The organism is Pseudomonas sp. M20, from assembly GCF_045037865.1.
Taxonomy (GTDB): Bacteria; Pseudomonadota; Gammaproteobacteria; order Pseudomonadales; family Pseudomonadaceae; genus Aquipseudomonas.
The window spans coordinates 4,615,826-4,639,463 of record NZ_CP173611.1 but is presented as its reverse complement, the minus strand read 5'-3'; the positions used below and the strand labels follow the sequence as shown (position 1 = coordinate 4,639,463).

Annotated in this window: 16 protein-coding genes and 1 pseudogene; 11 read left to right on the top strand and 6 right to left on the bottom strand. The window is 58.0% G+C overall.

The annotated features are described in order from the left end of the window. Nucleotides 1-153 precede the first annotated feature (153 nt). The 5 genes from ACI514_RS20665 to ACI514_RS20645 all read left to right on the top strand — a co-directional run bounded on the left by ACI514_RS20665 (nt 154) and on the right by ACI514_RS20645 (nt 11,159). Nucleotides 154-1,065 (top strand): SDR family oxidoreductase, encoded by a 912-nt coding sequence (locus ACI514_RS20665; protein WP_186625405.1) that lies wholly within the window; start codon nt 154-156, stop codon nt 1,063-1,065. Nucleotides 1,066-1,593: 528 nt separating this feature from the next. Further along, nucleotides 1,594-3,387 (top strand): DUF1302 domain-containing protein, encoded by a 1,794-nt coding sequence (locus ACI514_RS20660; RefSeq protein WP_160055935.1) that lies wholly within the window; start codon nt 1,594-1,596, stop codon nt 3,385-3,387. Nucleotides 3,388-3,410: 23 nt separating this feature from the next. Continuing rightward, entirely contained in the window at nt 3,411-4,778 is a 1,368-nt protein-coding gene (locus tag ACI514_RS20655; RefSeq protein ID WP_077571173.1) for a DUF1329 domain-containing protein, read from the top strand. Nucleotides 4,779-4,916: 138 nt separating this feature from the next. Then, nucleotides 4,917-7,475, top strand: a complete 2,559-nt coding sequence (locus ACI514_RS20650; protein ID WP_405122289.1) for a LuxR C-terminal-related transcriptional regulator — start codon at nt 4,917-4,919, stop codon at nt 7,473-7,475. Nucleotides 7,476-7,643: 168 nt separating this feature from the next. Next, a complete protein-coding gene (locus tag ACI514_RS20645) occupies nt 7,644-11,159 on the top strand; it encodes a dermonecrotic toxin domain-containing protein (RefSeq protein WP_405122288.1) in 3,516 nt (1,171 codons plus the stop codon). Nucleotides 11,160-11,211: 52 nt separating this feature from the next. Here ACI514_RS20645 and ACI514_RS20640 read toward each other — a convergent pair whose 3' ends face one another. Further along, nucleotides 11,212-12,000 (bottom strand): IclR family transcriptional regulator, encoded by a 789-nt coding sequence (locus tag ACI514_RS20640; RefSeq protein ID WP_160055941.1) that lies wholly within the window; start codon nt 11,998-12,000, stop codon nt 11,212-11,214. A 164-nt stretch (nt 12,001-12,164) separates the two neighbouring features. Here ACI514_RS20640 and hmgA point away from each other — a divergent pair, with 164 nt between their 5' ends. The 4 genes from hmgA to ACI514_RS20620 all read left to right on the top strand — a co-directional run bounded on the left by hmgA (nt 12,165) and on the right by ACI514_RS20620 (nt 16,923). Then, a complete protein-coding gene (hmgA, locus tag ACI514_RS20635; RefSeq protein WP_160055943.1) occupies nt 12,165-13,469 on the top strand; it encodes a homogentisate 1,2-dioxygenase in 1,305 nt (434 codons plus the stop codon). A 3-nt stretch (nt 13,470-13,472) separates the two neighbouring features. Beyond that, nucleotides 13,473-14,777, top strand: coding sequence for a fumarylacetoacetase (gene fahA / locus ACI514_RS20630; protein WP_405122287.1), 1,305 nt, complete (start codon nt 13,473-13,475; stop codon nt 14,775-14,777). 12 nt (nt 14,778-14,789) lie between these two features. Further along, nucleotides 14,790-15,425 (top strand): maleylacetoacetate isomerase, encoded by a 636-nt coding sequence (maiA, locus tag ACI514_RS20625; RefSeq protein ID WP_405122286.1) that lies wholly within the window; start codon nt 14,790-14,792, stop codon nt 15,423-15,425. 142 nt (nt 15,426-15,567) lie between these two features. Continuing rightward, nucleotides 15,568-16,923 (top strand): aromatic acid/H+ symport family MFS transporter, encoded by a 1,356-nt coding sequence (locus ACI514_RS20620; RefSeq protein WP_160055949.1) that lies wholly within the window; start codon nt 15,568-15,570, stop codon nt 16,921-16,923. Between the two features lie 88 nt (nt 16,924-17,011). Here ACI514_RS20620 and ACI514_RS20615 read toward each other — a convergent pair whose 3' ends face one another. Beyond that, the gene (locus tag ACI514_RS20615; protein ID WP_160055951.1) at nt 17,012-17,815 is read right to left on the bottom strand and encodes a SirB1 family protein; all 804 of its coding nucleotides are present in this window, start codon (nt 17,813-17,815) and stop codon (nt 17,012-17,014) included. A 185-nt stretch (nt 17,816-18,000) separates the two neighbouring features. On the opposite strand from ACI514_RS20615, the gene ACI514_RS20610 reads away from it, so the two are divergent. Next, nucleotides 18,001-19,020: a Glu/Leu/Phe/Val dehydrogenase dimerization domain-containing protein gene (locus ACI514_RS20610; RefSeq protein ID WP_405122285.1), complete on the top strand. Its 1,020-nt coding sequence runs from the start codon at nt 18,001-18,003 to the stop codon at nt 19,018-19,020. A 142-nt stretch (nt 19,021-19,162) separates the two neighbouring features. On the opposite strand, the pseudogene ACI514_RS20605 reads toward ACI514_RS20610, so the two are convergent. Beyond that, nucleotides 19,163-19,417, bottom strand: a pseudogene (locus tag ACI514_RS20605) (YebG family protein); the annotation flags it as partial. Nucleotides 19,418-19,744: 327 nt separating this feature from the next. Between ACI514_RS20605 and ACI514_RS20600 the strand changes: the two are divergent. Beyond that, the gene (locus ACI514_RS20600) at nt 19,745-20,245 is read left to right on the top strand and encodes a phosphate-starvation-inducible protein PsiE (protein WP_026000737.1); all 501 of its coding nucleotides are present in this window, start codon (nt 19,745-19,747) and stop codon (nt 20,243-20,245) included. Here ACI514_RS20600 and ACI514_RS20595 read toward each other — a convergent pair. The 3 genes from ACI514_RS20595 to ACI514_RS20585 all read right to left on the bottom strand — a co-directional run bounded on the left by ACI514_RS20595 (nt 20,242) and on the right by ACI514_RS20585 (nt 23,628). Further along, a complete protein-coding gene (locus ACI514_RS20595) occupies nt 20,242-20,559 on the bottom strand; it encodes a DUF3509 domain-containing protein (protein WP_160055955.1) in 318 nt (105 codons plus the stop codon). The two genes, ACI514_RS20600 and ACI514_RS20595, sit on opposite strands and share 4 nt — an antisense overlap. A 304-nt stretch (nt 20,560-20,863) precedes the next feature. Beyond that, nucleotides 20,864-22,165 (bottom strand): serine/threonine transporter, encoded by a 1,302-nt coding sequence (locus ACI514_RS20590; RefSeq protein WP_405122284.1) that lies wholly within the window; start codon nt 22,163-22,165, stop codon nt 20,864-20,866. An 86-nt stretch (nt 22,166-22,251) separates the two neighbouring features. Then, nucleotides 22,252-23,628, bottom strand: a complete 1,377-nt coding sequence (locus ACI514_RS20585) for an L-serine ammonia-lyase (RefSeq protein WP_160055959.1) — start codon at nt 23,626-23,628, stop codon at nt 22,252-22,254. Nucleotides 23,629-23,638 lie beyond the last annotated feature (10 nt).

Genomic DNA, 23,638 nt, shown 5'->3' with positions numbered 1-23,638 from the left:
ACCGATCCCCTGGAGCTGCCGCAGGCTGCGATCTTTTGATCTTCACTATCCCCCAACCTTATTGCACACCATTCAGCCTCAGCCGTATTCATTGTGACCAAAAGCTGTGTGCCTGACACTCTGGCTCAATACTGGCCTGCTGGAGTTGCTGCGATGAATGAGTCTGTGCGTTTCGAAGATAAAGTCGTCATCGTCACCGGAGCCGGTGGTGGCCTCGGACGCGCCCACGCATTGTTGTTTGCCAGACAGGGCGCCAAGGTGCTGGTCAATGATCTCGGCGGCTCGACCCAGGGTGAAGGCGCTAATGCATCCGCGGCTGATCGCGTGGTTGCGGAAATCCGCGAAGCCGGCGGTATCGCCGAAGCCAACCATGACTCGGTCACCGACGGCGACAAACTGGTGCAAAACGCCCTTGATGTCTTCGGCCGCGTCGACGTCGTCGTCAACAACGCCGGCATCCTGCGCGACAAGACCTTCCACAAAATGGACGACGCCGACTGGGATCTGGTTTACCGCGTCCATGTCGAAGGCGCCTACAAAGTCACCCGCGCCGCGTGGCCGCACCTGCGCGAGCAAAACTATGGCCGGGTGATCTTCACCGCCTCCACCTCGGGCATCTACGGCAACTTCGGCCAGTCCAACTACGGCATGGCCAAACTGGGCCTCTACGGCCTGACCCGCACCCTGGCCATCGAAGGCCGCAAGAACAACATCCTCGTCAACGCCATCGCGCCAACCGGCGGCACGCGCATGACCGAAGGCCTGATCCCGCCGCAAGTGTTCGAGCAATTGAAGCCGGAGCTGGTCAGCCCGTTGGTGGTGTATCTGGCCAGTGAGCAATGCCAGGAGACTTCCGGGTTGTTCGAGGTCGGCGGTGGCTGGATGGGCAAAGTGCGTTGGGAGCGCAGCCTCGGTGCCGGGTTTGATCCGCGCGTTGGTTTCTCGCCGGAAGATGTCGCGGCGCACTGGCAGCAGATTTGTGATTTCGAAGGGGCGGCGCATCCGAAGGATAATATTGAGGCGCTGAAGGAAATGATGGCGAATTTGCAGAAGTATTCACTCTGATCCCTACGCATCACTCGACAGGATTCATCTGGGTCCTGTCATCCCTCTGAAAACCTCTTCTGTACAAAATTCATTGCCCATAAAAAAGGCCGCTGCAAACGCAGCGGCCAAGGTAAGACGTTGGATCAAGGAGCTACAAATCAACGTCAGTGAACACCGGGGCGATAAACCGAAGTCTTCGATTTATCTGAAATCTGTCGGCAATGGCATGAGTCGCTCAAAGGCCAGTGCTTCGTACTTTGCGGCGAGTCCCGTGAAAGCGCGTTCAGAATAAGGTCTTGATCGCGTGGGAAAAATACCGATTCCGGACATGCACTGTTGCGGGGCATGCAACAGTCTCGTGATCCGATATGCACCATGCGCTGCACTGATGATCCTCCATCCAGCCGATCCATGAGCGGCGCAAAGTCCCGTCGTGCAAGGCCATTCATCCTTTCGAGCGACAACACGAATACCTCCTTGGTGCGCTTATCGACGCGGTTGCCCGGCAGTAGGGTGGGGCCTTCTGTCACTCACCGGGGAAGACGCATGACAACAAAAACAATGCGCGCCATCTTCACACCGCAGGCGCTGGCAGCCGCGGTGGCTCTGGGTTGCTGCGCCCAGGCGCAAGCGGTTGCGTTCAACATTGGCGAGATCGAGGGCACGTTCGATTCGTCGCTGTCGATTGGTGCGAGTTGGGGTATGCGCGATGCCGACAAGTCGCTGGTCGGCACGGTCAATGGTGGTTCCGGGCAATCCTCGACCGGTGATGACGGGCGTTTGAATTTCAAGAAGGGCGAGACCTTCTCGAAAATCTTCAAAGGTATTCACGACCTCGAACTCAAGTACGGCGACACCGGTGTCTTCGTGCGTGGCAAGTACTGGTATGACTTCGAGCTGAAGGACGAGGACCGCGAGTTCAAGCCGATCAGCGACAGCGGCCGCAAGGAAGGCGCGAAATCTTCCGGCGCACAAATCCTTGATGCGTTCATCTATCACAACTACTCCATCGCCGATCTGCCGGGCACCGTGCGCGCCGGTAAACAGGTGGTGAGCTGGGGCGAAAGTACCTTCATCGGCAACTCGATCAACAGCATCAACCCGATCGACGTTTCAGCGTTTCGTCGCCCCGGTGCGGAGATCAAGGAAGGTCTGATTCCGGTCAACATGTTGTTCGGCTCGCAAGGCCTGACTGATCAACTGACCGTCGAAGGTTTCTATCAACTGGAATGGGACCAGACCGTTCTCGACAACTGCGGCACCTTCTTCGGCGTCGATGTGGCGGCGGACGGTTGCAACAACGGCTACACCGTTGGCAACCCGGCGATCGCGCCGCTGGTGCCGTTGACCACCGCGTTCGGGCAAGGCATTCAGGTGACTCGCGAAGGCGTGGTGATCCCTCGTGGTGGTGACCGTGACGCGCGGGATTCCGGGCAGTGGGGGACGGCGTTGCGCTGGCTCGGCGACGACACCGAGTACGGTCTCTACTTCATGAACTACCACAGCCGTACGCCTACGGTTGGCACGACCACGGCCGGTCTTTCGACATTGGCAGCATTGCCGGGCATGGTCGGCATCGCCAATGGTCTGGCCCCCGGCAGCGGCTCCGGTTTGGCCCAGAGTGTGATGCTCGGACGCGGCCAGTACTACCTCGAATACCCGGAAGACATCCGTCTGTACGGCGCGAGTTTCTCCACAACGCTACCCACCGGCACTGCGTGGACTGGCGAGATCAGCTACCGGCCCAACGCTCCGGTGCAGGTCAGCACCAACGACCTGACACTGGCGCTGCTCAACCCGATTGCCGGTGGCACGGCGTCGCCACTTTCGACGTCACCGGGAGCGGACAACAAAGGCTATCGGCGCAAAGAAGTCACGCAAATCCAGAGCACACTCACGCACTTTTTCGATCAGGTCTGGGGCGCTCAACGTTTGACCCTGGTCGGTGAAGCCGCCGTGGTTAGGGTCGGCGGCCTGGAGTCGCGCGACAAGCTGCGTTATGGCCGCGACTCGGTATATGGCCAATACGGTTTCGGCGGCGACACCGACGGTTTCGTCACCTCGACCTCGTGGGGCTACCGCGCTCGGGCGATCCTCGATTACGCCAACGTGATCGGCGGGATCAACCTCAAACCCAACCTGTCGTGGTCGCATGACGTCGCCGGTTATGGCCCCAACGGGCTGTTCAACGAAGGCGCGAAAGCGATCAGCGTCGGCGTCGATGCCGACTACCGCAACACCTACACCGCGAGCCTCAGTTACACCGACTTTTTCGGTGGTGACTACAACGTCCTCGAAGACCGTGACTTCGTCGCACTGAGCTTCGGCGTGAACTTCTGATCTGCCCGAGAAGGATGACTGCAATGCGCAAAATGATTCTGCAATGTGGTGTGCTGGCCCTGAGTCTGCTGGCGGCCAATGTGATGGCGGCGGTGTCGCCGGACGAAGCCAATAAACTCGGTACCAGCCTGACCCCGCTCGGCGCCGAGAAAGCCGGTAACGCCGATGGCTCTATTCCGGCATGGACCGGCGGCATCCCGAAAAATGCTGCTGCGGTGGACAGCAAAGGCTTTCTTGCTGACCCGTTCGCCAATGAAAAGCCGTTGTTCACCATCACCGCGGCCAACGTCGACAAGTACAAGGACAAGCTCTCCGACGGCCAGGTGGCGATGTTCAAACGTTACCCGGAGACTTACAAGATCCCGGTCTATCCGACCCACCGAACCGTCGCCGCACCGGCGGAAATCTACGAATCGGCCAAGCGCAGTGCGCTCAACGTGACCACCATCAACGATGGTAACGGCCTGGCCAATTTCACCGGCAATCGCTATTACGCCTTTCCGATACCGAAGAACGGCGTCGAGGTGTTGTGGAACCACATCACCCGTTACCACGGCGGCAACGTCAAACGCATCATTACTCAGGTGACCCCGCAGACCAACGGCAGCTACACGCCGATCCGCTTCGAAGAAGAGATCGCCGTGCCGCAACTGATCAAGGATATCGACCCGGAAAAGGCCGCCAACGTGCTGACCTTCTTCAAGCAGTCGGTGACTGCGCCAGCGCGTCTGGCCGGTAACGTGTTGCTGGTACACGAGACCCTCGATCAGGTGAAGGAGCCGCGGCTGGCGTGGATCTACAACGCCGGTCAGCGTCGTGTGCGTCGTGCACCGCAAGTAGCCTATGACGGCCCGGGCACCGCCGCCGATGGCCTGCGTACCTCGGACAACTTCGACATGTTCTCCGGTGCACCGGATCGCTACGACTGGAAACTGGTCGGCAAGAAGGAAATGTACATCCCGTACAACAGCTACAAACTCGATTCGCCGAAGCTCAAGTACGACGACATCGTCAAGGCCGGGCACATCAATCAGGACCTGACGCGCTATGAGTTGCACCGGGTCTGGGAAGTGATCGGCACCGTCAAACCGAATGAGCGGCATATCTACGCCAAACGCCACATGTATATCGACGAGGACAGTTGGCAGGTTGCACTGGCCGACCACTATGACGGTCGCGGTCAACTCTGGCGCGTAGCCGAAGGGCACTCTGAATATCACTACGAGCATCAGGCACAGGCATACACACTCGAAGCGCTCTACGACATCATTGCCGGCCGCTACATTGCCTTGGGGATGAAGAACGAGGAGAAGCACAGTTACGAATTCGGCTTTGAAGCCAAGGCTGCCGACTACACGCCAGCGGCCTTGCGTGCAGAGGGTGTGCGGTAACGGTTCTGATACATCAGTGGACAAAAGGCGACCGCTCGGTCGCCTTTTTTATGGGCGCCAATCAGCGCGCTGAATACTCGTCAACAAGTACAGAGGAGAGGACTAGGGTGACTGCACAACGATAAAAAGGCTCACCCGATGACCGCCATGACTGCCTGTCTGGATCGCCCCGGATTTCTGCCCAGACTTTCTTCTCATCATCAACTTCGCCCTCGATTGAGTGAGCCTCTGCTGACATCGGTCGCACGAATCAGGCTGATCTGCGCGCCGGCGGGCAGTGGTAAAAGCGCTTTGCTCTCTGAGTGCCTGTCACAGGCACCGGCGCGTTGTCCGGTGCACTGGCTGCCATTGATGGGCATGTCCTTGAGTGCTGACGAATTCTGTCAGCGGCTGAGCCTGGCGCTGGGGCTGGCCGAGATGGCTGAAGCGCAGTTGGCGGTAGCTCTGGCACGCTGGTCGACGCCCACCTGGTTGTTTCTCGACGATTACTGTCGGTTGCCCGCCCCGGCACTTGATGCGCTTCTTGACCGCCTGCTGGCGCTCAGCAGCCCGGCATTGACCTGGTGGATCGGCACGCGACGACGGCCGCAATGCAATTGGCCTCGGTTGCTACTGGACGACGAGTTGTATGAGTGCGAAAGCACGACGCTGGCGCTGACACAAGACGAAATCGCCTTGGCCTTGAAACACTTGTCAGCTGAGCAGGCCGCCAGTGTGGCCGCACGGATCGTTCATCGAACCGGTGGCTGGTGCGCCGGCGTGCGCATGGCGCTGCTGCAAAAATGCGACTGGGCGCAAAGTACCCAACCGCAGCAACGGGTGGAAACGTTGCTTGATTACCTGCAACACGAATTGTTCAGCAGTCTGACGCCGGAGTTGGCGGAAGTCTGGCGGGTGCTGGCGAATCTGCCGCGCTTCAACGCTGAGTTGTGTGAGTACTTGTTCGGTGCCGGAGAGGGCGCGGACTACCTGCGAACCCTGCAAACGCTGGGTTGCTTCATCGAACCATGGAATGACTCGTCCCAGTGGTTGCAGATATTTGCACCGTTGGCTCAAGTAATGCGTGATGAGCGCTGGCCTGCGGCCCGTTCATGGCATCGTCGAGCATGCCAATGGTTCGCCGGTGCCGGGGACTGGCGCTCGGCTTTCGAGCAGGCGTTGTTTGCCGAGGAATTCGAAACGGCAATCAGTCTGTTGCAGCACTTCAACTTTGAGCATCTGTTTGAAGAGCAAACGGTGGTGCTGTTGTTGCGCTTGCATGAATCTCAGGGCGAAGGATTGACCTTGGGATCACCGCAGTTGGTCGGGCTGATTACCGCAGCTCTGCTGTTTGCCGGGCGGTTTGAACAGGCGACGCAGTGCATCTCGCATCTGGCGAGGTTCATGCCGCAACCTTCGGCGGCACTGGAACGACAACTGATTGCACGCTGGCAAGCGCAACAAGGTTGGCTGATGCATTTGCAGGGATGTATGACGCCTGCGCACGAACTCTTTCAACAAGCTCTGGAAGCGCTCGATGGCGATGCCTGGGCCGCAAGGCTGCTGTGCCTGTCAGGGCTGACTCAACAGGCCTTGTTATGCGATGAACTCGAACAAGCGCATGCCATCAGCCGTGAAGCATTGCGTCTGGCGCGGGCACAAGGCTCCTTGCTGTTTGAAGGCTTGCTCGAACTTGATCACGCGCAGTTGCTTGAGCAGCGTGGAACTCCCGCCCGCGCTGACAACCTGCTGCTGAGCGTCGAGCAATTGCTTGGCCAGCGCGCCGAGCGGCCATCACCGCTGCTCGGTCGCATCGCCCTGCGTCGTGGTCGATTGGCATTGGCCATGGGGCTGGAGGAGCAAGCCGCCGTTCTGTTCAAACGTGGCCTGGAGGATTGTCTGCGCAGTCACGATAAACGGGTGTTGTTCGGCTATCTGGGGCTGGCGCAGATAGCGGCCAACCACTGTGAATACACGCAAGCATTCGAGCGCTTGCACGAGGCCGAGCGGTTGATGCAGCAGCGCAGGATTCCAGACACGGTTTACCGTGGTGTGTTGTTACAGGTCAGTAGCCAGATCTGGCTGCAGCAGGGGCGGGCGCAATTGGCGCATGAGGCGCTGAGCCGGGTGCTGCGTCACTATCAACCACCGAACGCATTACAGGCGCCTCCGGCGACAGTTCAATTGATTGCGCGTATCCAATACTTGTTGATATTGGCCACGGCATATTTGCAACGGGCCAGTGACCAGCCAAAGCAACTTCAGTTGTTGCTGGATAAAGCACGTAAGTGTGGGGCGCAGACACTTGAAGCGGAGTTGCATTTTGCCTTGGCCGAAGTGGCATTGCTGCACAACGATTCGTTACGAGTAGTTGAGCATGTGGATTGCGCATTAAGGATCGTTCGGCGCTCGGGGTCGCAATTGCTGATACGGCAGGTCACTCTGCGCTCACCGAAAATATTTGATCCGACCATTGTGTCGGACGAAAAGCAGAAAGTTATAAATGTAACTGAAACCGAAAGTTCACTGAGTCAGCGCGAGTTGCAAGTGTTGGCCTTGATTGCGACAGGAGATTCCAATCAACAAATCGCAGAAAAGCTTTTCCTTTCATTGCATACCGTAAAAACACATGTCCGAAGAATTTATATAAAGTTGGGGGTGATGCGTAGAACTCATGCGGTGGCGAAGGCCAGAACATTGGGTTTGATGTTGGGGTGAGCTTGTTAGATATTTGTAGTTGTAACGTCGAAGTTTGTTGTTGTCGTGATTCCACATTGTTGGAAACAGTGTAGTGGGTATCTTTCTGCTCTTGATCTGAATTAGTTTGATTTGGCGAGGCAAGTTCTATTGATTACTTGCCATCATCAAGCTGATAGAGAATCTATTGTGAAAATTAATAAAGAAGCCGAAAGCCAAAGTCTGCGCGAAGTGGGGGAAGCCCTGGAAAGTATCTCGCAAGAATTGATGCGTGTTCCGTCATTCTCGGTGGTACTGCAGGACACTTTGCGTGAAGCGTTATGGAAAGTCTCCGAAGGTGTGCGGCTAAGCAGCCTGTTCGTCAATGTTGTAGCGGGCGCCAAACCGACAAATAAACAGCCGGTCGGACGTTTGCTGGATGTCGCGCTTGAGTGCCTGCGAAGTGGTCGGGCGCCAAACTATGATGTCAATGATTATGGCGTTTTCGATCACCCGAGTTTTACCAGTCGTGAAGACTTGCTTGCGCAAGTGCCGATCTCGGCAGTTGAAAAACTGCTAGCAGATTTGCTGAAGAAGCTTGCAGTTGATTACACGGCGGCTGTACGGCAGTACTGGGAAAACCCGACTGTTCAAAAGGCCGGTGGGGCTTATCCCCAGTTATCGCGGAAGTCTGCTCTAGGCGTTCTCGAGGCTAACCTTTTCACTCGTGAACTGGAGGCGTTGGCGATTCAGGGCCTCCTGACTGCGCAAGAAAGGGCGTTAGTCAGTACAACAGTGCAACCTGGTCTGACAGGCACTGGTTACGGTGTATTTATTGAAGGGCAGAATGGCAAATACATCGAACAGAACGCGATGTTTGTATTACCCCTTAAAGAACCTGTTTACGAACAGTTGGTTCCAGGTGTGCAGGGTGCTGTTGTGCTGTATAGCGCAAGTCGTGGTCTTGAGGTGTTTTCCTCCACATCGATACTCGAACAGACGCTACTAAAACGACTGGGCGCTCCGGAGGCTCAGGAGGAATTTCTGCAAGCGCTGCCGCTTAGTGAGCGAGCGGGATTTGCCTATGTTCACGCTATTCGCTTTTTGAAAGTTCGTGCGAATTTGTTTGAGCGTTTCGCGGAAAAACGGCTTCAGACGATGTACAGCGACGTCGCTGGGTATCTTCAAACCGTCGGTATGCCTAGTACTGACCTTGATAAAATTGTTGTCGCTGTTGAAGCTGCACAATCCTTGCCAGCTATTATTAGCCAGGCAAAGCAGCGCCAAGTACAACTGCTTAAGCATATAGAGCGCAATGCTTGGCCTCAGTGGTTGAAGAGTACCTCCGAAGCCAATCAGGAAGTCTATGTTTCTCTGCAAACGCAGTTGCTGGAAACCGAGGTCAAACATCACGATGTCACTCACGGTGTTTCTTCCCTGAAAGACTATGCGCGATTAGTCGTAGAGGACTTCATATCACCGGGTAAAGATGAACGAATCGATCCGGATACCTTGTTCGTGAAAGTAACTCATACCGTGCCTCTGGCGGACGGCAAGAAAGTGGAGCTCATCGAGCGCAAAACACTGACTCAGGCCTTTATGCACGGTACTCATGATTTGGCAGGGCAATATCAGATCGTTCCGGAAGTCCCCAGCAGTCTTCCAAAACTGAGCCCTTCCAGCATCCTCCGTGCTATCCAGACGTTGAATGTTCGTGTTGCTTATACTTCGGCGCAACGTCTTCTATATTCTACAGAAGAGTTTTCCGAATCTCTTCGAGAGGTCTTTGGTCGCCGAACTGCGCTATCCATGTTCTCGGCGATCCTGCAGAAGCACGTGAGTCCGGCTGCGCAGGATCTGGTGACGCGTTACAACTTCGGCGACGTATCGATTGAAACGCTGGGCGTGGCACTCAAAAATTGGTTCAAGCCCTTCAATGGTTTGCTGGTTTATCGCAGGAAAGGTGTGGCAGCCGATCATAGCGCTCATGTCCTTCATATGCCGGGTTCGCCAGTCGGGCAGGACTGGTTCGAGTTCGCTGACCTGAAAAGCCTGCAGCACAAGCTGGCGCAATGGGCGACCAAACCTGAAATCTGGGCGTACATGTTGAGTCAGGCACACGCCAGCGACAGTGCCGAGATGCAACGTGATTATCTAAGCAAAAAACCATTTGAGATACTGAACGAATGGTGGTGGTCGAAGATCAAGTTGGTCGATTTAGCCGAGAAGGGGCCTTTGTTCGGCGCCGTTAAAAATCACATCACGTGGAATATCGATCAAACCGAAGTCGCTACCCCCCAATGGTACAGAAAGGCTAATTCGAGCGATCAGCAACTACTAAATCGTCTGAGTCATGATTTCAAGGCTATTCATCATCATTCCCGGGAGACACTGGCGGTCGAGCCGTTCAAACAATTTGCCAGCCAACTGGTGAAGCAGGAGCTGAAGCAATATTTTGCGCGGACAGGTGCATCTGTGGACATTAACCCTGATGAGGTCTGGGTCAACTTTCACGCCGATTCGAAAATCAGCCTCACCGATCTGTTTATTCAGTGGCATACGTGGCGCAGTGACGTAAGCGCGTTTGAGAAATTTTTCACTTGGGTGAACCCTCTATTGGCCGGACTTGGTGAATTGAGAGAGCAGCTCAGAAAAGCCACTTTCTGGACGTTTACCGGTCAGCGCATTGACCAACTGGATGCCAAAATCATCAATGACCTCATTGATCTGAGGCCGGGTGAAAAATATCTTCAATATCTAAAGGACAAATTCCTCAATGCATCCGATATTGACCTGAAGGCAAGCCTGTATCGAAAAACAAAACAAAACGAAATGCTTCGGTCTGCATTGATACAGAAAATCAAAGGCGAGCTGTCGGTCGACCAATACAACTGGTTGCAGGCACTCATTAACGGATTTGATCGGGATCTGCCTCGTCAGGACACCGTCACCACGGCTAGTAAGCCGGGCATTGGTGTTTACGAGTTCACCCTTAGGGGACGCGCCCTTGTCGGAGCTTACGTTTTTGGGCGCAGAGTCAGTGGGCGTGATGAGTTTTTTGTCTATATTCCCGATACGCCTGATGGCAAGGATTTCTTCCCTGTGCAGGAACTTGCTGGTCGGTTGAAAAGCGTGACCTTCAACAAAAAGGTCTTGAGCCTCGCTCGTCTGGAACATCAGCAGGAAGTGAAAAATCTCCTGGACACTTACTGGGACTCGATCCCCGTAGCGACCGGCACTCCGGAATTGACCAACAGTTATCCAGTACTGGCTTTCAAACAGGAGTACCTGGCTAAAATCGGGCAGCTCGTCGCCGATGTGGACTTTCAGACGACCAGTTATCTGGAAGCGCTGTGGAAAGATGTGAGGGTGCTGGCCGAATTTGCCCTGGATGTGGCTTCAATGTTCATTGCGCCACTTGGCCTCGCACTGACCGTATTGCGCATTACTGAGTCGGTTGTGCTGGGCATTGTGGCTTCCAGTCAGGGCTCCGATGAGGCTGCGAACGCACACTTTGCATCGGCGTGGAGAGGGGCGATTCTGTTGTACGTTGGCAAAGTGGCGGCGATCGGCGCGCCCGTTAACCCGATTGCACTCCTATCGAGCGTCAGGGACTTTGCTGACGTGGTGAAAGGCGTCACCGGCGTTGAAGTCAGCATTAGCTACGTGACCGCAGTCACGGCACCTCCTGCGGTCGTGAACAGCACCACTCGCCTGCTCAACTGACAGGTGAAACCGCGCGAGTAACGGACCTCGTTACTCGCTCGATTGGCGCAGTTCAGGCCAGCAGAGGCTCATAACCCATCCGCCAACTCACGGCCCGTGTCGCAGCCAACAACCGCTGCGCCGCCGGGCCGTTTTCGTCGGCGTGGAACAACGAGGTCGGACCGACGATGGTCAGCACGGCGGCGACTTGTCCAACGGCGTTGAACACCGGAGCGGACAACGCATCCACACCCGGCATCAGCAGACCATGCACATGATGCAGACCGCGTTCGCGGATCTGTTCACACAGCGTTAGGTAAGTCTTCTCGTCCTTCAGCGGATGATCGGCAGCGGCAATCTCTCGCACGCGCAAATCATCGGTTTCGCGATGTGGCAGATAGGCACTGAATACCAGTCCGGTCGATGAACTGAGCAGCGGCAGCACTGAACCCAATTGCGTCACCACTGTCACCGCGCGCACTGCCGGTTCGATGTGCACCACCGTTGCGCCCTGATTGCCCCACACCGCCAAAAAGCAGGTTTCGTTGAGTTCGTCGCGCAGTTCGGCCAGCGGCAGGGCAGCGACTTTCAGCACGTCCATACTGTTGAGTGCAGCCAGGCCTACACGCAGCGCTTCGCGGCCGAGACCGTAGTGGTTGGTGGCGGCGTTCTGCTCGGCAAACCCCGAGGCGATCAGTGCCTGCAGATAGCGGTGAACCTTGCTCGCCGGCATCTGCACATGTTCGGCCAGTCGCGACAACGAGGTCGATGGCGACAACTCGGCCAAGGCCTTGAGGATGTCGGTGCCGACTTCGGCGGAGCGGACTTTCTGTTTGCCGTTGCTGTCGCTGGTTTTTTCCATGGTGCGGCCGGGTTCCGAAACGAATGGGCGTCTTTATAGCTTGACGCTGGATAGCGAGCAAATTACGTTATGCGTAATCGAATTACGATAATAACAACCCCGGCGTGCCGAAACCTCTGAGCCAGAGCGATGGGCCACTGCCGACTCCCTGTTCAGGAGGCTCCATGAACCTCGATTCAACCGCTCAGGCGCTGGCGTATCAGTCCGGTTTCGGCAACGAATTCAGCTCTGAAGCGTTGCCCGGCGCGCTGCCCGTCGGCCAGAACTCCCCGCAAAAAGCCCCGTACGGCCTTTACACCGAGTTGTTTTCCGGCACCGCGTTCACCATGACCCGCAGTGAAGCGCGGCGCACCTGGATGTACCGCATTCAGCCGTCGGCCAATCACCCGGCCTTCGTCAAACTGGAGCGACAACTGGCCGGTGGCCCGTTGGGTGAAGTGACGCCCAATCGCCTGCGCTGGAATCCACTGGAGATCCCGGCCGAACCAACCGATTTCATCGACGGACTGGTGAGCATGGCCGCCAACGCTGGCGCGGAAAAACCGGCCGGCATCAGCATCTACAACTACGCCGCCAACCGTTCGATGGAGCGCGTGTTCTTCAATGCCGACGGCGAACTGCTGCTGGTGCCGCAACTTGGCCGTCTGCGTATCGCCACCGAACTGGGTGTGCTGGAAGTCGCACCGCTGGAAATCGTCGTACTGCCACGCGGGCTGAAATTTCGCGTTGAACTGCTCGACCCGCAAGCGCGCGGTTACGTCGCCGAAAACCATGGCGCGCCACTGCGTCTGCCGGATCTGGGACCGATCGGCAGCAACGGTCTGGCCAATCCGCGCGATTTCCTGAGCCCGGTCGCCGCTTACGAAAACCTGCAGCAACCGACCACACTGGTGCAGAAATTCCTCGGTCAGTTGTGGGCCACCGAGCTCAATCACTCGCCGTTGAACGTAGTCGCCTGGCACGGCAACAACGTGCCGTACAAATATGATCTGCGCCGTTTCAACACCATCGGCACGGTCAGCTTCGATCACCCGGACCCGTCGATTTTCACCGTATTGACCTCGCCGACCAGCGTCCACGGTCTGGCCAACCTCGATTTCGTGATCTTCCCGCCGCGCTGGATGGTCGCCGAAAACACCTTCAGGCCACCATGGTTCCACCGCAACCTGATGAACGAATTCATGGGCCTGATCCAGGGCGAATACGACGCCAAGGCTGAAGGTTTTGTGCCCGGCGGTGCCTCGCTGCACAGCTGTATGAGCGCCCACGGCCCGGACGGCGAAACCTGCACCAAAGCGATCAATGCCGAGCTCAAGCCGGCGAAGATCGACAACACCATGGCCTTCATGTTCGAGACCAGCCAAGTGCTGCGCCCAAGCCGCTTCGCCCTCGACTGCCCGCAACTGCAATCCACTTACGACGCTTGCTGGGCCACGCTGCCCGCCACGTTCGACCCGACCCGGAGATAACCCATGACGCAGAATTCCATCACCCGCAGTTGGGTCGCCTCGGCCAACGGCCACGCTGATTTCCCGTTGCAGAACCTGCCGCTCGGCGTATTCAGCATCGCCGATTCGGCACCGCGCGCTGGCGTGGCGATTGGCGAACACATCTTCGATCTGCAAGTTGCGCTGGAAGCCGGGCTGTTCGACGGTGTCGCGCGCAGTGCCGTGGAGGCCATGCATGGCGGCCAGTTGAACGCGTTCTTCGAACTGGGCCGCGAGGCACGCGTTGCTTTGCGAGAGCGTCTGCTGGAACTGTTCAGCGAAGGCAGCACTCACCGTGGCAACATCGAAGCCCAAGGCGCGAAACTGCTGCCACTGGCCGCCGATTGCCAACTGCATCTGCCGGCACGCATCAGCGATTACACCGACTTCTACGTCGGCATCGAGCACGCGCAGAATGTCGGCAAACTGTTCCGTCCGGATAACCCGCTGCTGCCGAACTACAAGCACGTGCCAATCGGTTATCACGGTCGCGCCTCCACTGTGCGTGCCTCGGGTACCGATGTGCGTCGCCCGAAAGGCCAGACGCTGCCGGCCGGTCAGACCGAGCCGACGTTTGGCCCGTGCGCACGTCTGGACTATGAGCTGGAACTGGGCATCTGGATCGGCCAAGGCAACGAGATGGGCGATTCGATCGCCATCGGTGACGCCGCTGATCATATCGCCGGTTTCTGCCTGCTCAACGATTGGTCGGCACGCGATATCCAGGCTTGGGAATACCAGCCGCTGGGGCCGTTCCTGTCGAAGAGTTTCATCACCAGCGTGTCGCCGTGGGTCGTCACTGCCGAAGCGCTGGAGCCATTCCGTACCGCGCAACCGAAGCGTCCTGAAGGTGATCCGCAGCCGCTGCCGTACCTGTTCGACAAACGCGATCAGGACGGCGGTGCCTTCGACATCGAACTGGAAGTGCTGCTGCTGACCGAAGCCATGCGCGAGCAGAACCTGCCCGCCCATCGCCTGACCCTGAGCAACACCCGCTACATGTACTGGACCGTCGCGCAAATGGTCGCGCACCACAGCGTCAACGGTTGCCAGTTGCAGGCCGGTGACCTGTTCGGTTCGGGCACTTTGTCCGGCCCGGAAAACGGCCAGTTCGGCAGCCTGCTGGAAATCACCGAGGGCGGTAAAAAACCGATCGAACTGGCCACTGGCGAGGTGCGTAAATTCCTCGAGGACGGTGACGAAATCATTCTGCGCGCACGTTGTGCCCGTGATGGTTTTGCTTCGATCGGATTCGGCGAGTGCCGTGGCAAAGTGCTGGCGGCGCGCTGACAGGAGCGGCTCATGGATCTCTATACCTATTACCGTTCCACTTCGTCGTACCGGGTGCGGATCGCGCTGGCGCTCAAAGGTTTGGACTACCAGGCGCTGCCGGTCAACCTGATCGCACCGCCGGGTGGCGAGCATCGGCAAGCGGCGTATCTGGCGATCAATCCACAGGGCCGGGTACCGGCCTTGCGCACTGATGAGGGCGGTTTGCTGATTCAATCGCCGGCGATCATCGAGTACCTGGAAGAACGTTATCCACAGGTGCCGTTGCTGCCTGAAGATCTGCTCGCCCGTGCACAAGTGCGCGGTGTGGCGGCGGTGATCGGTTGCGATGTGCATCCGCTGCACAACGTCAGCGTGCTCAATCGCTTGCGTCAGTCGGGGCAGGACGAGCCTCAGGTGGTCGAGTGGATCACTCACTGGATCAGCCAAGGGCTGGCGACGGTGGAGCAGTTGATTGGCGACGAGGGATTCTGTTTTGGTGAGTGGCCGTGCGTGGCGGATGTTTATCTGATTCCGCAGTTGTATGCGGCAGAGCGGTTCAACGTCAGCCTTGAGGCGTATCCGAAAATTCGTCGGGTCGCCGCACTGGCGGCTGAACATTCAGCATTCATCAAGGCCCATCCTGCCAATCAACCAGACACCCCATAACCCTGTAGGAGTGAGCCTGCTCGCGATGAGGGAGTGTCAGTCACTCATGTTCTGACTGACCCACCGCTATCGCGAGCAGGCTCACTCCTACAAGGGAATATCGCCGTTCACATAATCATAAAAACAAAAAAGGTACCTTGCGATGCACAACCAGATTGCCAGCTTCCGCGCGGCACTCGACGCCCGTCCTGTGTCCCGCTATCAGTGGTTACTGTTGATCCTGCTCGCGCTGTTGCTGGTCACCGACGGCTATGACGCCCAGGTGCTCGGTTACGTGGTGCCCGCGCTGGCCCAGGACTGGGGCCTGGAAAAATCTGCGTTCGGGCCTGTGTTCAGCGCCAATCTGCTCGGTCTCACTCTTGGTTCACTGGCGGTCACGCCGCTGGCTGACCGCTTTGGCGTGCGCCGGATCCTGCTCGCTTGCGTATTGATCTACGCCACACTGACGGTGCTGATGGTCTTCGCCGACTCGCTCAACACGCTGATGATCGCGCGCTTCATCTGTGGCATCGGCATGGGCGGGGCGATGCCCAGTGCCATGGCGTTGATGTCGGAATACTCACCACCGCGTTTGCGCACTTTGATGGTGACGCTGGCGGCGTGTGGCTTTTCGTTTGGTGGGGCGGCGGGTGGTTTTGTTGCCGCCGGGTTCATCGACCAGTTCGGCTGGCAAGCGGTGTTCCTCGCCGGTGGTGTCACGCCGTTGCTGCTGTTTCCGTTTCTGTGGTGGATGCTGCCGGAGTCGCTGCCACGCCTGCTGCGTGATGCGCCGCCATACGCGCGACTGCGCAAAGTCACCGCGCGGATGTTGCCGGACTGGCAAGCACCTGCCGCAACCCTGGAGCAGAACGAGCGCGAGCAGGGCAGCAAACTGACCGTGGTCGAGTTGTTCCGCAATGGCTACGCGCGGCCTACCTTGCTGATCTGGGCGACGTTTTTTGTCAGCCTGATTTTGCTGTATTTCATGATCAGTTGGTTGCCGACGCTGTTGCTGGAAAGTGGCTTGAAACTCAACGAAGCCAATCTGGTGACGTCGATGTTCCTCTTCGCCGGTACTTTGGGCGCGATTAGCATGGCGTGGTTCGCCGATCGCTTGAAGCGCAAGGTGCGTCTGTTGTCAGCGGTGTTGGCAGGGGCTGCGCTGTGCACGATTCTGCTGGGACTCAATCATGACAATCCGCGTTATCTGGTGGCCTGCGTCTTCGCCGCCGGGTTCTGCATCATCGGCGGGCAACTGACGCTGAATGCGTTTGCCAGCAATTTCTACCCGGCGCATGTGCGTGCGACGGGTACCGGTTGGGCATTGGGCGTGGGGCGCTTCGGTTCGATTCTCGGACCACTGTTCGGCAGCCTGCTGCTGGCGATGCACATTCCGGTGGCGCAGATTTTCTTCTTCTGCGCGATCCCGGCGGTGATTGCCGCGCTGCTGATTATTCAAGTACGTTCGCCCTCCGAAGGCAGTTCAGCAGCTGGAGTGGGGATGTCTGTCAAATCCTGAAGAGCAAAAGATCGCAGCCTTCGGCAGCTCCTACAGGGAAATACATAATCCCAATGTAGGAGCTGCCGAAGGCTGCGATCTTTTGCTTTTAATGGACGACCGAGTTGGGCGGCAGGTGCCCGAGGCGTTCGGTCAGGCGCAGGCGTTGAATCGGGTCGTCGCTGAGCATCAGCGCGTGTTCCAGATCAAAGCGCTCGGCATTCGGACAGTCGAGCCGCTGATAAAGACTGGCTCGGGCCAGGTAATCAGCAGCTCCGGCGTCACCCAGTTCGAGCACACGTTCGGCATCAATCAGAGCGGCAATGAAGTCATCATGCGTCAGGTGTAACTGCCGCAGGTTGCGCGACAGGCGTTGAAGCATCTGCTGGGGGGAGGCGGTCAGTAGATGCTCGGCATTGAGTTTCATGTTCGGCCCGTACTGGCGCTGCAACAGTTCACGACAGTCATTGGGGTACAAGCGCCGGCCGCCGCACGGATCCAGCAAGTGATCAGCGCCGGGCACCCGCAACAGGAAGTGTCCGGGGAAGTTGACCCCGACCAGAGGAATCTCCAGGCCACGCGCCAGCTCCAAGGCAATCAGCGCCAACGCCAATGGCTGGCCGCGACGGGTCTGCAACACTTTGTGCAACAGCGCAGCCTGCGGACGCAGTGGCAGAAAATCGTCCTGTGCAAAGCCCAGGTCGGTCATGCGGCGTAACAAGGGTTGCGCCAGTTCACTTACCGGCAGCATTGGCAAGCCGTAGCTGACCCGCTGTTGCAAGTCCTTGAGGTCCTGCAGCAACGCTTCTGGGTCGATCGCTTTTTCGTGCTCGGCCGCCATCCACAGCGCGGCTTCGAACAGCGCGGGCGGTGAACGGTGCAGGCATTCGAAAAAACGTTGACGCGCACTCATCGAAATCTCCGGGGAATGCCTCGTTTTAGCCCGGTCCGTGTCATTCGTCCAGTGCCTCGCGACACCGGTGTCGGGTTATGCCGCAAAGCCGTTGTCGACGCGGGCGCTTATTCCGGTGTGCTCCAGCAATTTTCAGGCGCAGGCCTATACTGGCGTTCTACAAGAAGTGATTCGGGAGCCCAACGATGTTTGCGCTCATGCAAAGCACTCGCCTGGAATCGCTGCACCTTAGCGTTGACCCGGTCTCCGGGTTGAAGGCGGTCATTGCCATCCATAACAGTCGCCTCGGGCCAGCCTTGGGCGGATGTCGTTATCTTGCCTATCCCAATGACGAATCCGCCGTTGAAGATGCCATTCGCCTGGCTCAGGGCATGAGCTACAAAGCCGCGCTGGCAGGGTTGGCTCAGGGTGGTGGCGTCGCGGTGATCGTGCGTCCGGTTCATGTGGAAAGTCGTGGCGCGCTGTTCGAAGCCTTTGGCCGCTGCATCGATCAGCTCGATGGCCGCTACATCACCGCCATCGACAGCGGCACCTCGGTTGCGGACATGGATTGCATCGCCCAACAGACCCAGCATGTCACCAGCACCACGTCAGCCGGCGACCCGGCACCGCATGCTGCCATGGGCGTGTTTGCCGGCATTCGCGCAACGGCGATGGCCCGGCTGGGCAGCGATAACCTCGAAGGCTTGCGCATTGCGATTCAGGGGCTGGGCAATGTCGGTTACGCATTGGCCGAGCAACTGCACGCTGCCGGGGCGGAATTGCTGGTCAGCGATATTGACCACGGCAAAGTGCAACTGGCGATGGAACAACTCAACGCCCATCCGATCGCCAACGATGCATTGCTCAGCACGCCGTGCGACATCCTTGCGCCGTGCGGTCTGGGTGGCGTGCTGAACAGCCACAGCGTCACTCAACTGCGTTGCTCGGCGGTGGCGGGTTCGGCGAACAATCAACTGACGCATCTGGATGTCGCTGATCAACTGGAACGGCGCGGGATTCTGTATGCGCCGGATTATGTGATCAATGCCGGTGGTTTGATCTACGTCTCGCTCAAGCATCGCGGCGAAGAATTGACCACCATTACCGCGCACCTGTCGAAGATCAGCTCTCGACTCACCGAAGTATTTGCCCATGCACAGGCGGAAAAACGTTCGCCGGCGCGGGTGGCCGACGAGTTGGCCGAGAAAGTTTTGTATCGCTGAAACGCAAAAGATCGTCCGATCGCGGCCCGAGCCTTCGGACGATCTTTTGATGTGGCGCTGATTACTTCGCGGCTTTTGCCGCTTTGGCAGGTTTGGCCGGCGTTTCAGCAGGTTCTGCAGCTTCGGCATTATCGACCGGTTCGGCCGGTGCATTGAGCAGCTCGGACAGCGCATCCGGCTGGCTCTTGAACGCCCGGGCGAACACATCGCGATTCTTCGCCATGTAGATCCCGGCTTCTTCCACTTGTTGTTCAGTCAGGGACGGAACGGCTTTTTGCAGCACATCGGCCAGATATTCGGCCAGTTCGAGCATTTTGTCATGACGGTCAGCTTCGGCTTTATCCATGAACAAGCGCTCCAGATCTCGGCTGCTGCGGTATACCACTTCGACGGCCATTCACCACCTCACATGCCTTCACATTAAGTTGTCTTGACGACTACTGTATCCATATACAGCGAAAAGGATAAGCGAATCCCTGCGCTATGGGTAGTGGCTTTTCAATGTAGACCGGATTTCGGGTTTGTCAGGGAGACCGTGTCGCTGCATTCGCGAGCAGGCTCGCTCCCACAAAAGCACAGCGGTGCGACCAAACGCCACGGCGCGGGTTTGGCGGCGTCTCGCCATGATGGCGTGGCCTCTTTTCTGCATGAAAACCGTTACGTGCAGAAAACCGTCACGTCCAACACGCATCATCCGCTCGCATTCGAGCTAAGGAACATCATCGTGAAAATAAACTGGGCCGAGAAACTGCGGCAAAACGTGCATCAACTGGCCGAGTCCCTGGGTAACCTGTTCGTCGAGACCTTCCATTATCTGGCGCTGTTTGCCATTGGTGCGGTGACGGCGTGGGCGGCGGTGATGGAGTTTCTCGGGATGCTCGAGGAAGGCCACATCAAGATCGATGACATTCTGCTGCTGTTCATCTATCTCGAACTGGGGGCGATGGTCGGAATCTATTTCAAGACCAACCACATGCCGGTGCGCTTCCTGATCTACGTGGCGATCACCGCGCTGACCCGTTTGCTGATTTCCAACGTCTCGCACCACAACCCGCCGGACATGGGCATCATCTACCTGTGCGGCGGGATTCTGCTGCTGGCGTTCTCGATTCTGGTGGTGCGTTACGCCTCGTCACAATTTCCTTCGGTGAAGATCGAGAAACCACAGCGCAAACTTGGCGCCGGCTCCAGCGAGCATCCGGAAGTCGAGAAAGGCGAACTCTAAAGCCCGGCCGCAGGTCGTGGCCGGCCGATGACGCGTGGCGGTGGCGGGGTCAGCCCGGCGCCGCTGGTCATCGCTTCGAGGATCGCCATGGCGCTGTGGCCCTGTTCGATGGCGATGCCGAATTGAATGCTTTGCACCAAGCGTTTGAGGCGCGCGGGATCGTTGCGCTGTTCGGCGCTGATCATGCGTTTGGCCACGATCCGACCGCTGTTGGACAGGGTCAGCATGATGCTGCCGTCCAGGCCCTGAATGCTCAGGTTGATCTGATAGTCCGGCGCGAAGGCATCGGTAATGATCTGAAAAGGATTGTCCATGATGCGTCACCGCCTGATTGAACGTGCAGTTGTTGACCGGCCGTGATCGGGTTGGTTCGCCAAACCGGATCATCGGCCATTCCGTGGCCTGTATTTGCTGCTTCATGTAGGAGCTGTCGAGTGAAACGAGGCTGCGATCTTTTGCTCTTCAGTGTTTTGATTTCGGTCATGAAGAGCAAAAGTTCGCAGCCTGCGGCAGCTCCTGCAGGGACTTAGCAAGGGCTGTGCCGGGAAAATTGTCGAACAATGAACACGGGCATAAAAAAGGCGAGCCACGCGGCTCGCCTTTTTTAATGGCGCGTTTTCAGGGCAGAACCGAGTAGATGATCGCTGACAGTGCAATCAGGCCGATCAACACCACAAACACGTTGGATACCTGGCCCGAATACTGGCGCAAGGCTGGCACGCGGCGGATGGCGTACATCGGCATCAGGAACAACAGACAGGCAATCACCGGCCCGCCGAGGGTTTCGATCATGCCGAGGATGCTCGGGTTGAAGGTCGCCACGGCCCAGCAGCTAAGGATCATGAATACGGCGGTCGCGCGGTTCAGCCAGCTCGCCGACATCACCCGGCCACGGCTGCGCAGGCTTTTCACAATCATGCCTTGAAAGCCTTCGCTGGCGCCGATGTAGTGGCCGAGGAAGGATTTGGTGATCGCCACCAGCGCAATCAGCGGCGCGGCGTAAGCGATCACTGGCGTCTGGAAGTGGTTGGCCAGGTACGACAGGATCGAAATGTTCTGCGCCTTGGCGGCAGCCAGATCTGCCGGCGACAACGCCAGCACGCAGCTGAAGCAGAAGAACATCACCGTCACCACCATCATGCCGTGGGCCATGGCGAGAATGCCGCTGCTTTTGCGTTCAGCCTGTTCGCCGTAGCGTTGTTTCTGCTCAACCGCGAACGCAGAAATGATTGGCGAATGGTTGAACGAAAATACCATCACCGGGATCGCCAGCCACATTGTCTTGAAGAAAGCGGACATTGGCATGGCTTCCTGGGCGCTGGCGAAAAACGCGCCGTTCCAGTTCGGAATCAGGCTGAGCGCGAGCAGCAGCAGGGCGGCAACAAACGGGTAAACCAGCACGCTCATGGCTTTGACGATGACGCTTTGGCCGCAACGCACGATCGCCATCAAACCGAGGATCAGCGCCAGCGAAAGGATCGCCCGAGGCGGTGGGGCGATGTGCAATTGGTGTTCGAGGAAGCTGCTCAGGGTGTTGGTCAGCGCCACGCTGTAAACCAGCAGGATCGGGAAGATCGCAAAGAAATACAGCAGCGTGATCAGCTTGCCGGCACCGATGCCGAAGTGTTCTTCGACCACTTCGGTGATATCCCCGGAGCGCCCGGACAAGACAAAACGGGTCAGGCCACGGTGAGCAAAAAACGTCATCGGGAAGGCCAGAACAGCGAGAATCAGCAACGGCCAGAAACCGCCGACACCAGCGTTGATCGGCAGAAACAAAGTCCCTGCACCGATAGCCGTGCCGTACAGGCCAAGCATCCAGGTGGTGTCGAATTTGCTCCAGCCCGTGTGGGCCGTTTCTGTGTTGCTTGTGCGGTCTACAGCGGGATTTTCGGCAGCAGGTGTACGTACATCGGTCATCGGTATCGCCTCGTTATTATTTTTGCTCGGGCTCACGGTTGGCAGACCGTCGAATGCGGTCTGCCGGGGCAGTCAGGGAATGCGCCTCAGCACTCCACCCAGTTCACAGCCAGGCCACCCCGTGAAGTCTCTTTGTATTTGTCATGCATGTCGGCGCCGGTATCGCGCATGGTGCGGATCACCCGGTCGAGGGAAATGAAGTGGTTGCCGTCGCCGCGCAGAGCCATTTGCGTGGCGTTGATCGCCTTCACGGCGGCGATCGCATTGCGTTCAATACACGGCACCTGCACCAGGCCGCCGACCGGGTCGCAGGTCAGGCCGAGGTTGTGTTCCAGGCCGATTTCGGCGGCGTTTTCCAGTTGCTCCGGGGTGGCGCCGAGCACGTCGGCCAGACCGGCAGCCGCCATCGCGCAGGCCGAACCGACTTCACCCTGACAGCCGACTTCGGCGCCCGAGATCGAGGCATTTTTCTTACAGAGAATGCCGACGGCGGCCGCACCGAGAAAGAAAGCGACCACGTCATCGTCAGACGCATCCGGGTTGAATTTCATGTAGTAGTGCAGAACTGCCGGGATGATCCCGGCTGCGCCGTTGGTCGGCGCGGTGACCATGCGCCCGCCGGCCGCGTTTTCTTCGTTGACGGCGAGGGCGAACAGGTTGACCCACTCCATCGCCGACAGCGTTGAGCTGATCACGTTCGGCTTGCCGATTTCCAACAGGCTGCGATGCAGTTTCGCCGCCCGGCGCGGCACATTCAGACCACCGGGCAGGATGCCTTCGTGGCGCAGGCCTTGTTCGACGCACTCGCGCATTACCGACCAGATGTGCAGCAGGCCTTGGCGGATTTCGGCGTCGGTACGCCAGGCGCGCTCGTTGGCCATCATCAGTTCGGACACGCGCAGATTGTGCTGTTTGCATAGTGACAGCAGTTCGGCGGCGCTGGAAAAATCGTACGGCAACGCCACGTCACCGGCCGGTGCGACACCGGACTCAGCTTCTTCCGCTTCGATAATGAAACCGCCACCGACCGAGTAGTACGTCTGCTCGAACAGCTCGGCCGTTTCGCCAAAGGCTGTCAGGGACATGGCGTTGGGATGGTAGGGCAGACTCTCGTCGAGCAGCAGGAGATCACGCTGCCAGTCGAAGGCGATTTCTCTTTGCCCGGCGAGGGACAGTTGGCCTGTCTCGCGCAGTTGCTGAATGCGCGGATCGATGGTCGCCGGATCAATGCTGTCCGGCCATTCGCCCATCAGACCCATGACTGTGGCGCGGTCGGTGGCGTGACCGACGCCGGTGGCTGACAGCGAGCCATATAAACGGATTTCCACACGACGCACATCGTTCAACAAATGCTGATCAATCAGCGCCTGAGCGAAGGTCGCTGCCGCCCGCATCGGGCCGACGGTGTGGGAGCTGGACGGGCCGATGCCGACTTTGAATAGATCGAAAACACTGATAGCCATGCTAAACCCT

Bases quoted from the DNA above. Each gene is read 5' to 3' on its own strand.
- ACI514_RS20640 (WP_160055941.1), bottom strand. From the start codon at position 12,000: ATGGAAAAAACCAGCGACAGCAACGGCAAACAGAAAGTCCGCTCCGCC.
- ACI514_RS20585 (WP_160055959.1), bottom strand. From the start codon at position 23,628: ATGGCTATCAGTGTTTTCGATCTATTCAAAGTCGGCATCGGCCCGTCC.
- ACI514_RS20665 (WP_186625405.1), top strand. From the start codon at position 154: ATGAATGAGTCTGTGCGTTTCGAAGATAAAGTCGTCATCGTCACCGGA.
- ACI514_RS20615 (WP_160055951.1), bottom strand. From the start codon at position 17,815: ATGAGTGCGCGTCAACGTTTTTTCGAATGCCTGCACCGTTCACCGCCC.
- ACI514_RS20595 (WP_160055955.1), bottom strand. From the start codon at position 20,559: ATGGACAATCCTTTTCAGATCATTACCGATGCCTTCGCGCCGGACTAT.
- ACI514_RS20620 (WP_160055949.1), top strand. From the start codon at position 15,568: ATGCACAACCAGATTGCCAGCTTCCGCGCGGCACTCGACGCCCGTCCT.
- ACI514_RS20650 (WP_405122289.1), top strand. From the start codon at position 4,917: ATGACCGCCATGACTGCCTGTCTGGATCGCCCCGGATTTCTGCCCAGA.
- ACI514_RS20610 (WP_405122285.1), top strand. From the start codon at position 18,001: ATGTTTGCGCTCATGCAAAGCACTCGCCTGGAATCGCTGCACCTTAGC.
- ACI514_RS20660 (WP_160055935.1), top strand. From the start codon at position 1,594: ATGACAACAAAAACAATGCGCGCCATCTTCACACCGCAGGCGCTGGCA.
- maiA (WP_405122286.1), top strand. From the start codon at position 14,790: ATGGATCTCTATACCTATTACCGTTCCACTTCGTCGTACCGGGTGCGG.
- hmgA (WP_160055943.1), top strand. From the start codon at position 12,165: ATGAACCTCGATTCAACCGCTCAGGCGCTGGCGTATCAGTCCGGTTTC.
- fahA (WP_405122287.1), top strand. From the start codon at position 13,473: ATGACGCAGAATTCCATCACCCGCAGTTGGGTCGCCTCGGCCAACGGC.
- ACI514_RS20590 (WP_405122284.1), bottom strand. From the start codon at position 22,165: ATGACCGATGTACGTACACCTGCTGCCGAAAATCCCGCTGTAGACCGC.
- ACI514_RS20655 (WP_077571173.1), top strand. From the start codon at position 3,411: ATGCGCAAAATGATTCTGCAATGTGGTGTGCTGGCCCTGAGTCTGCTG.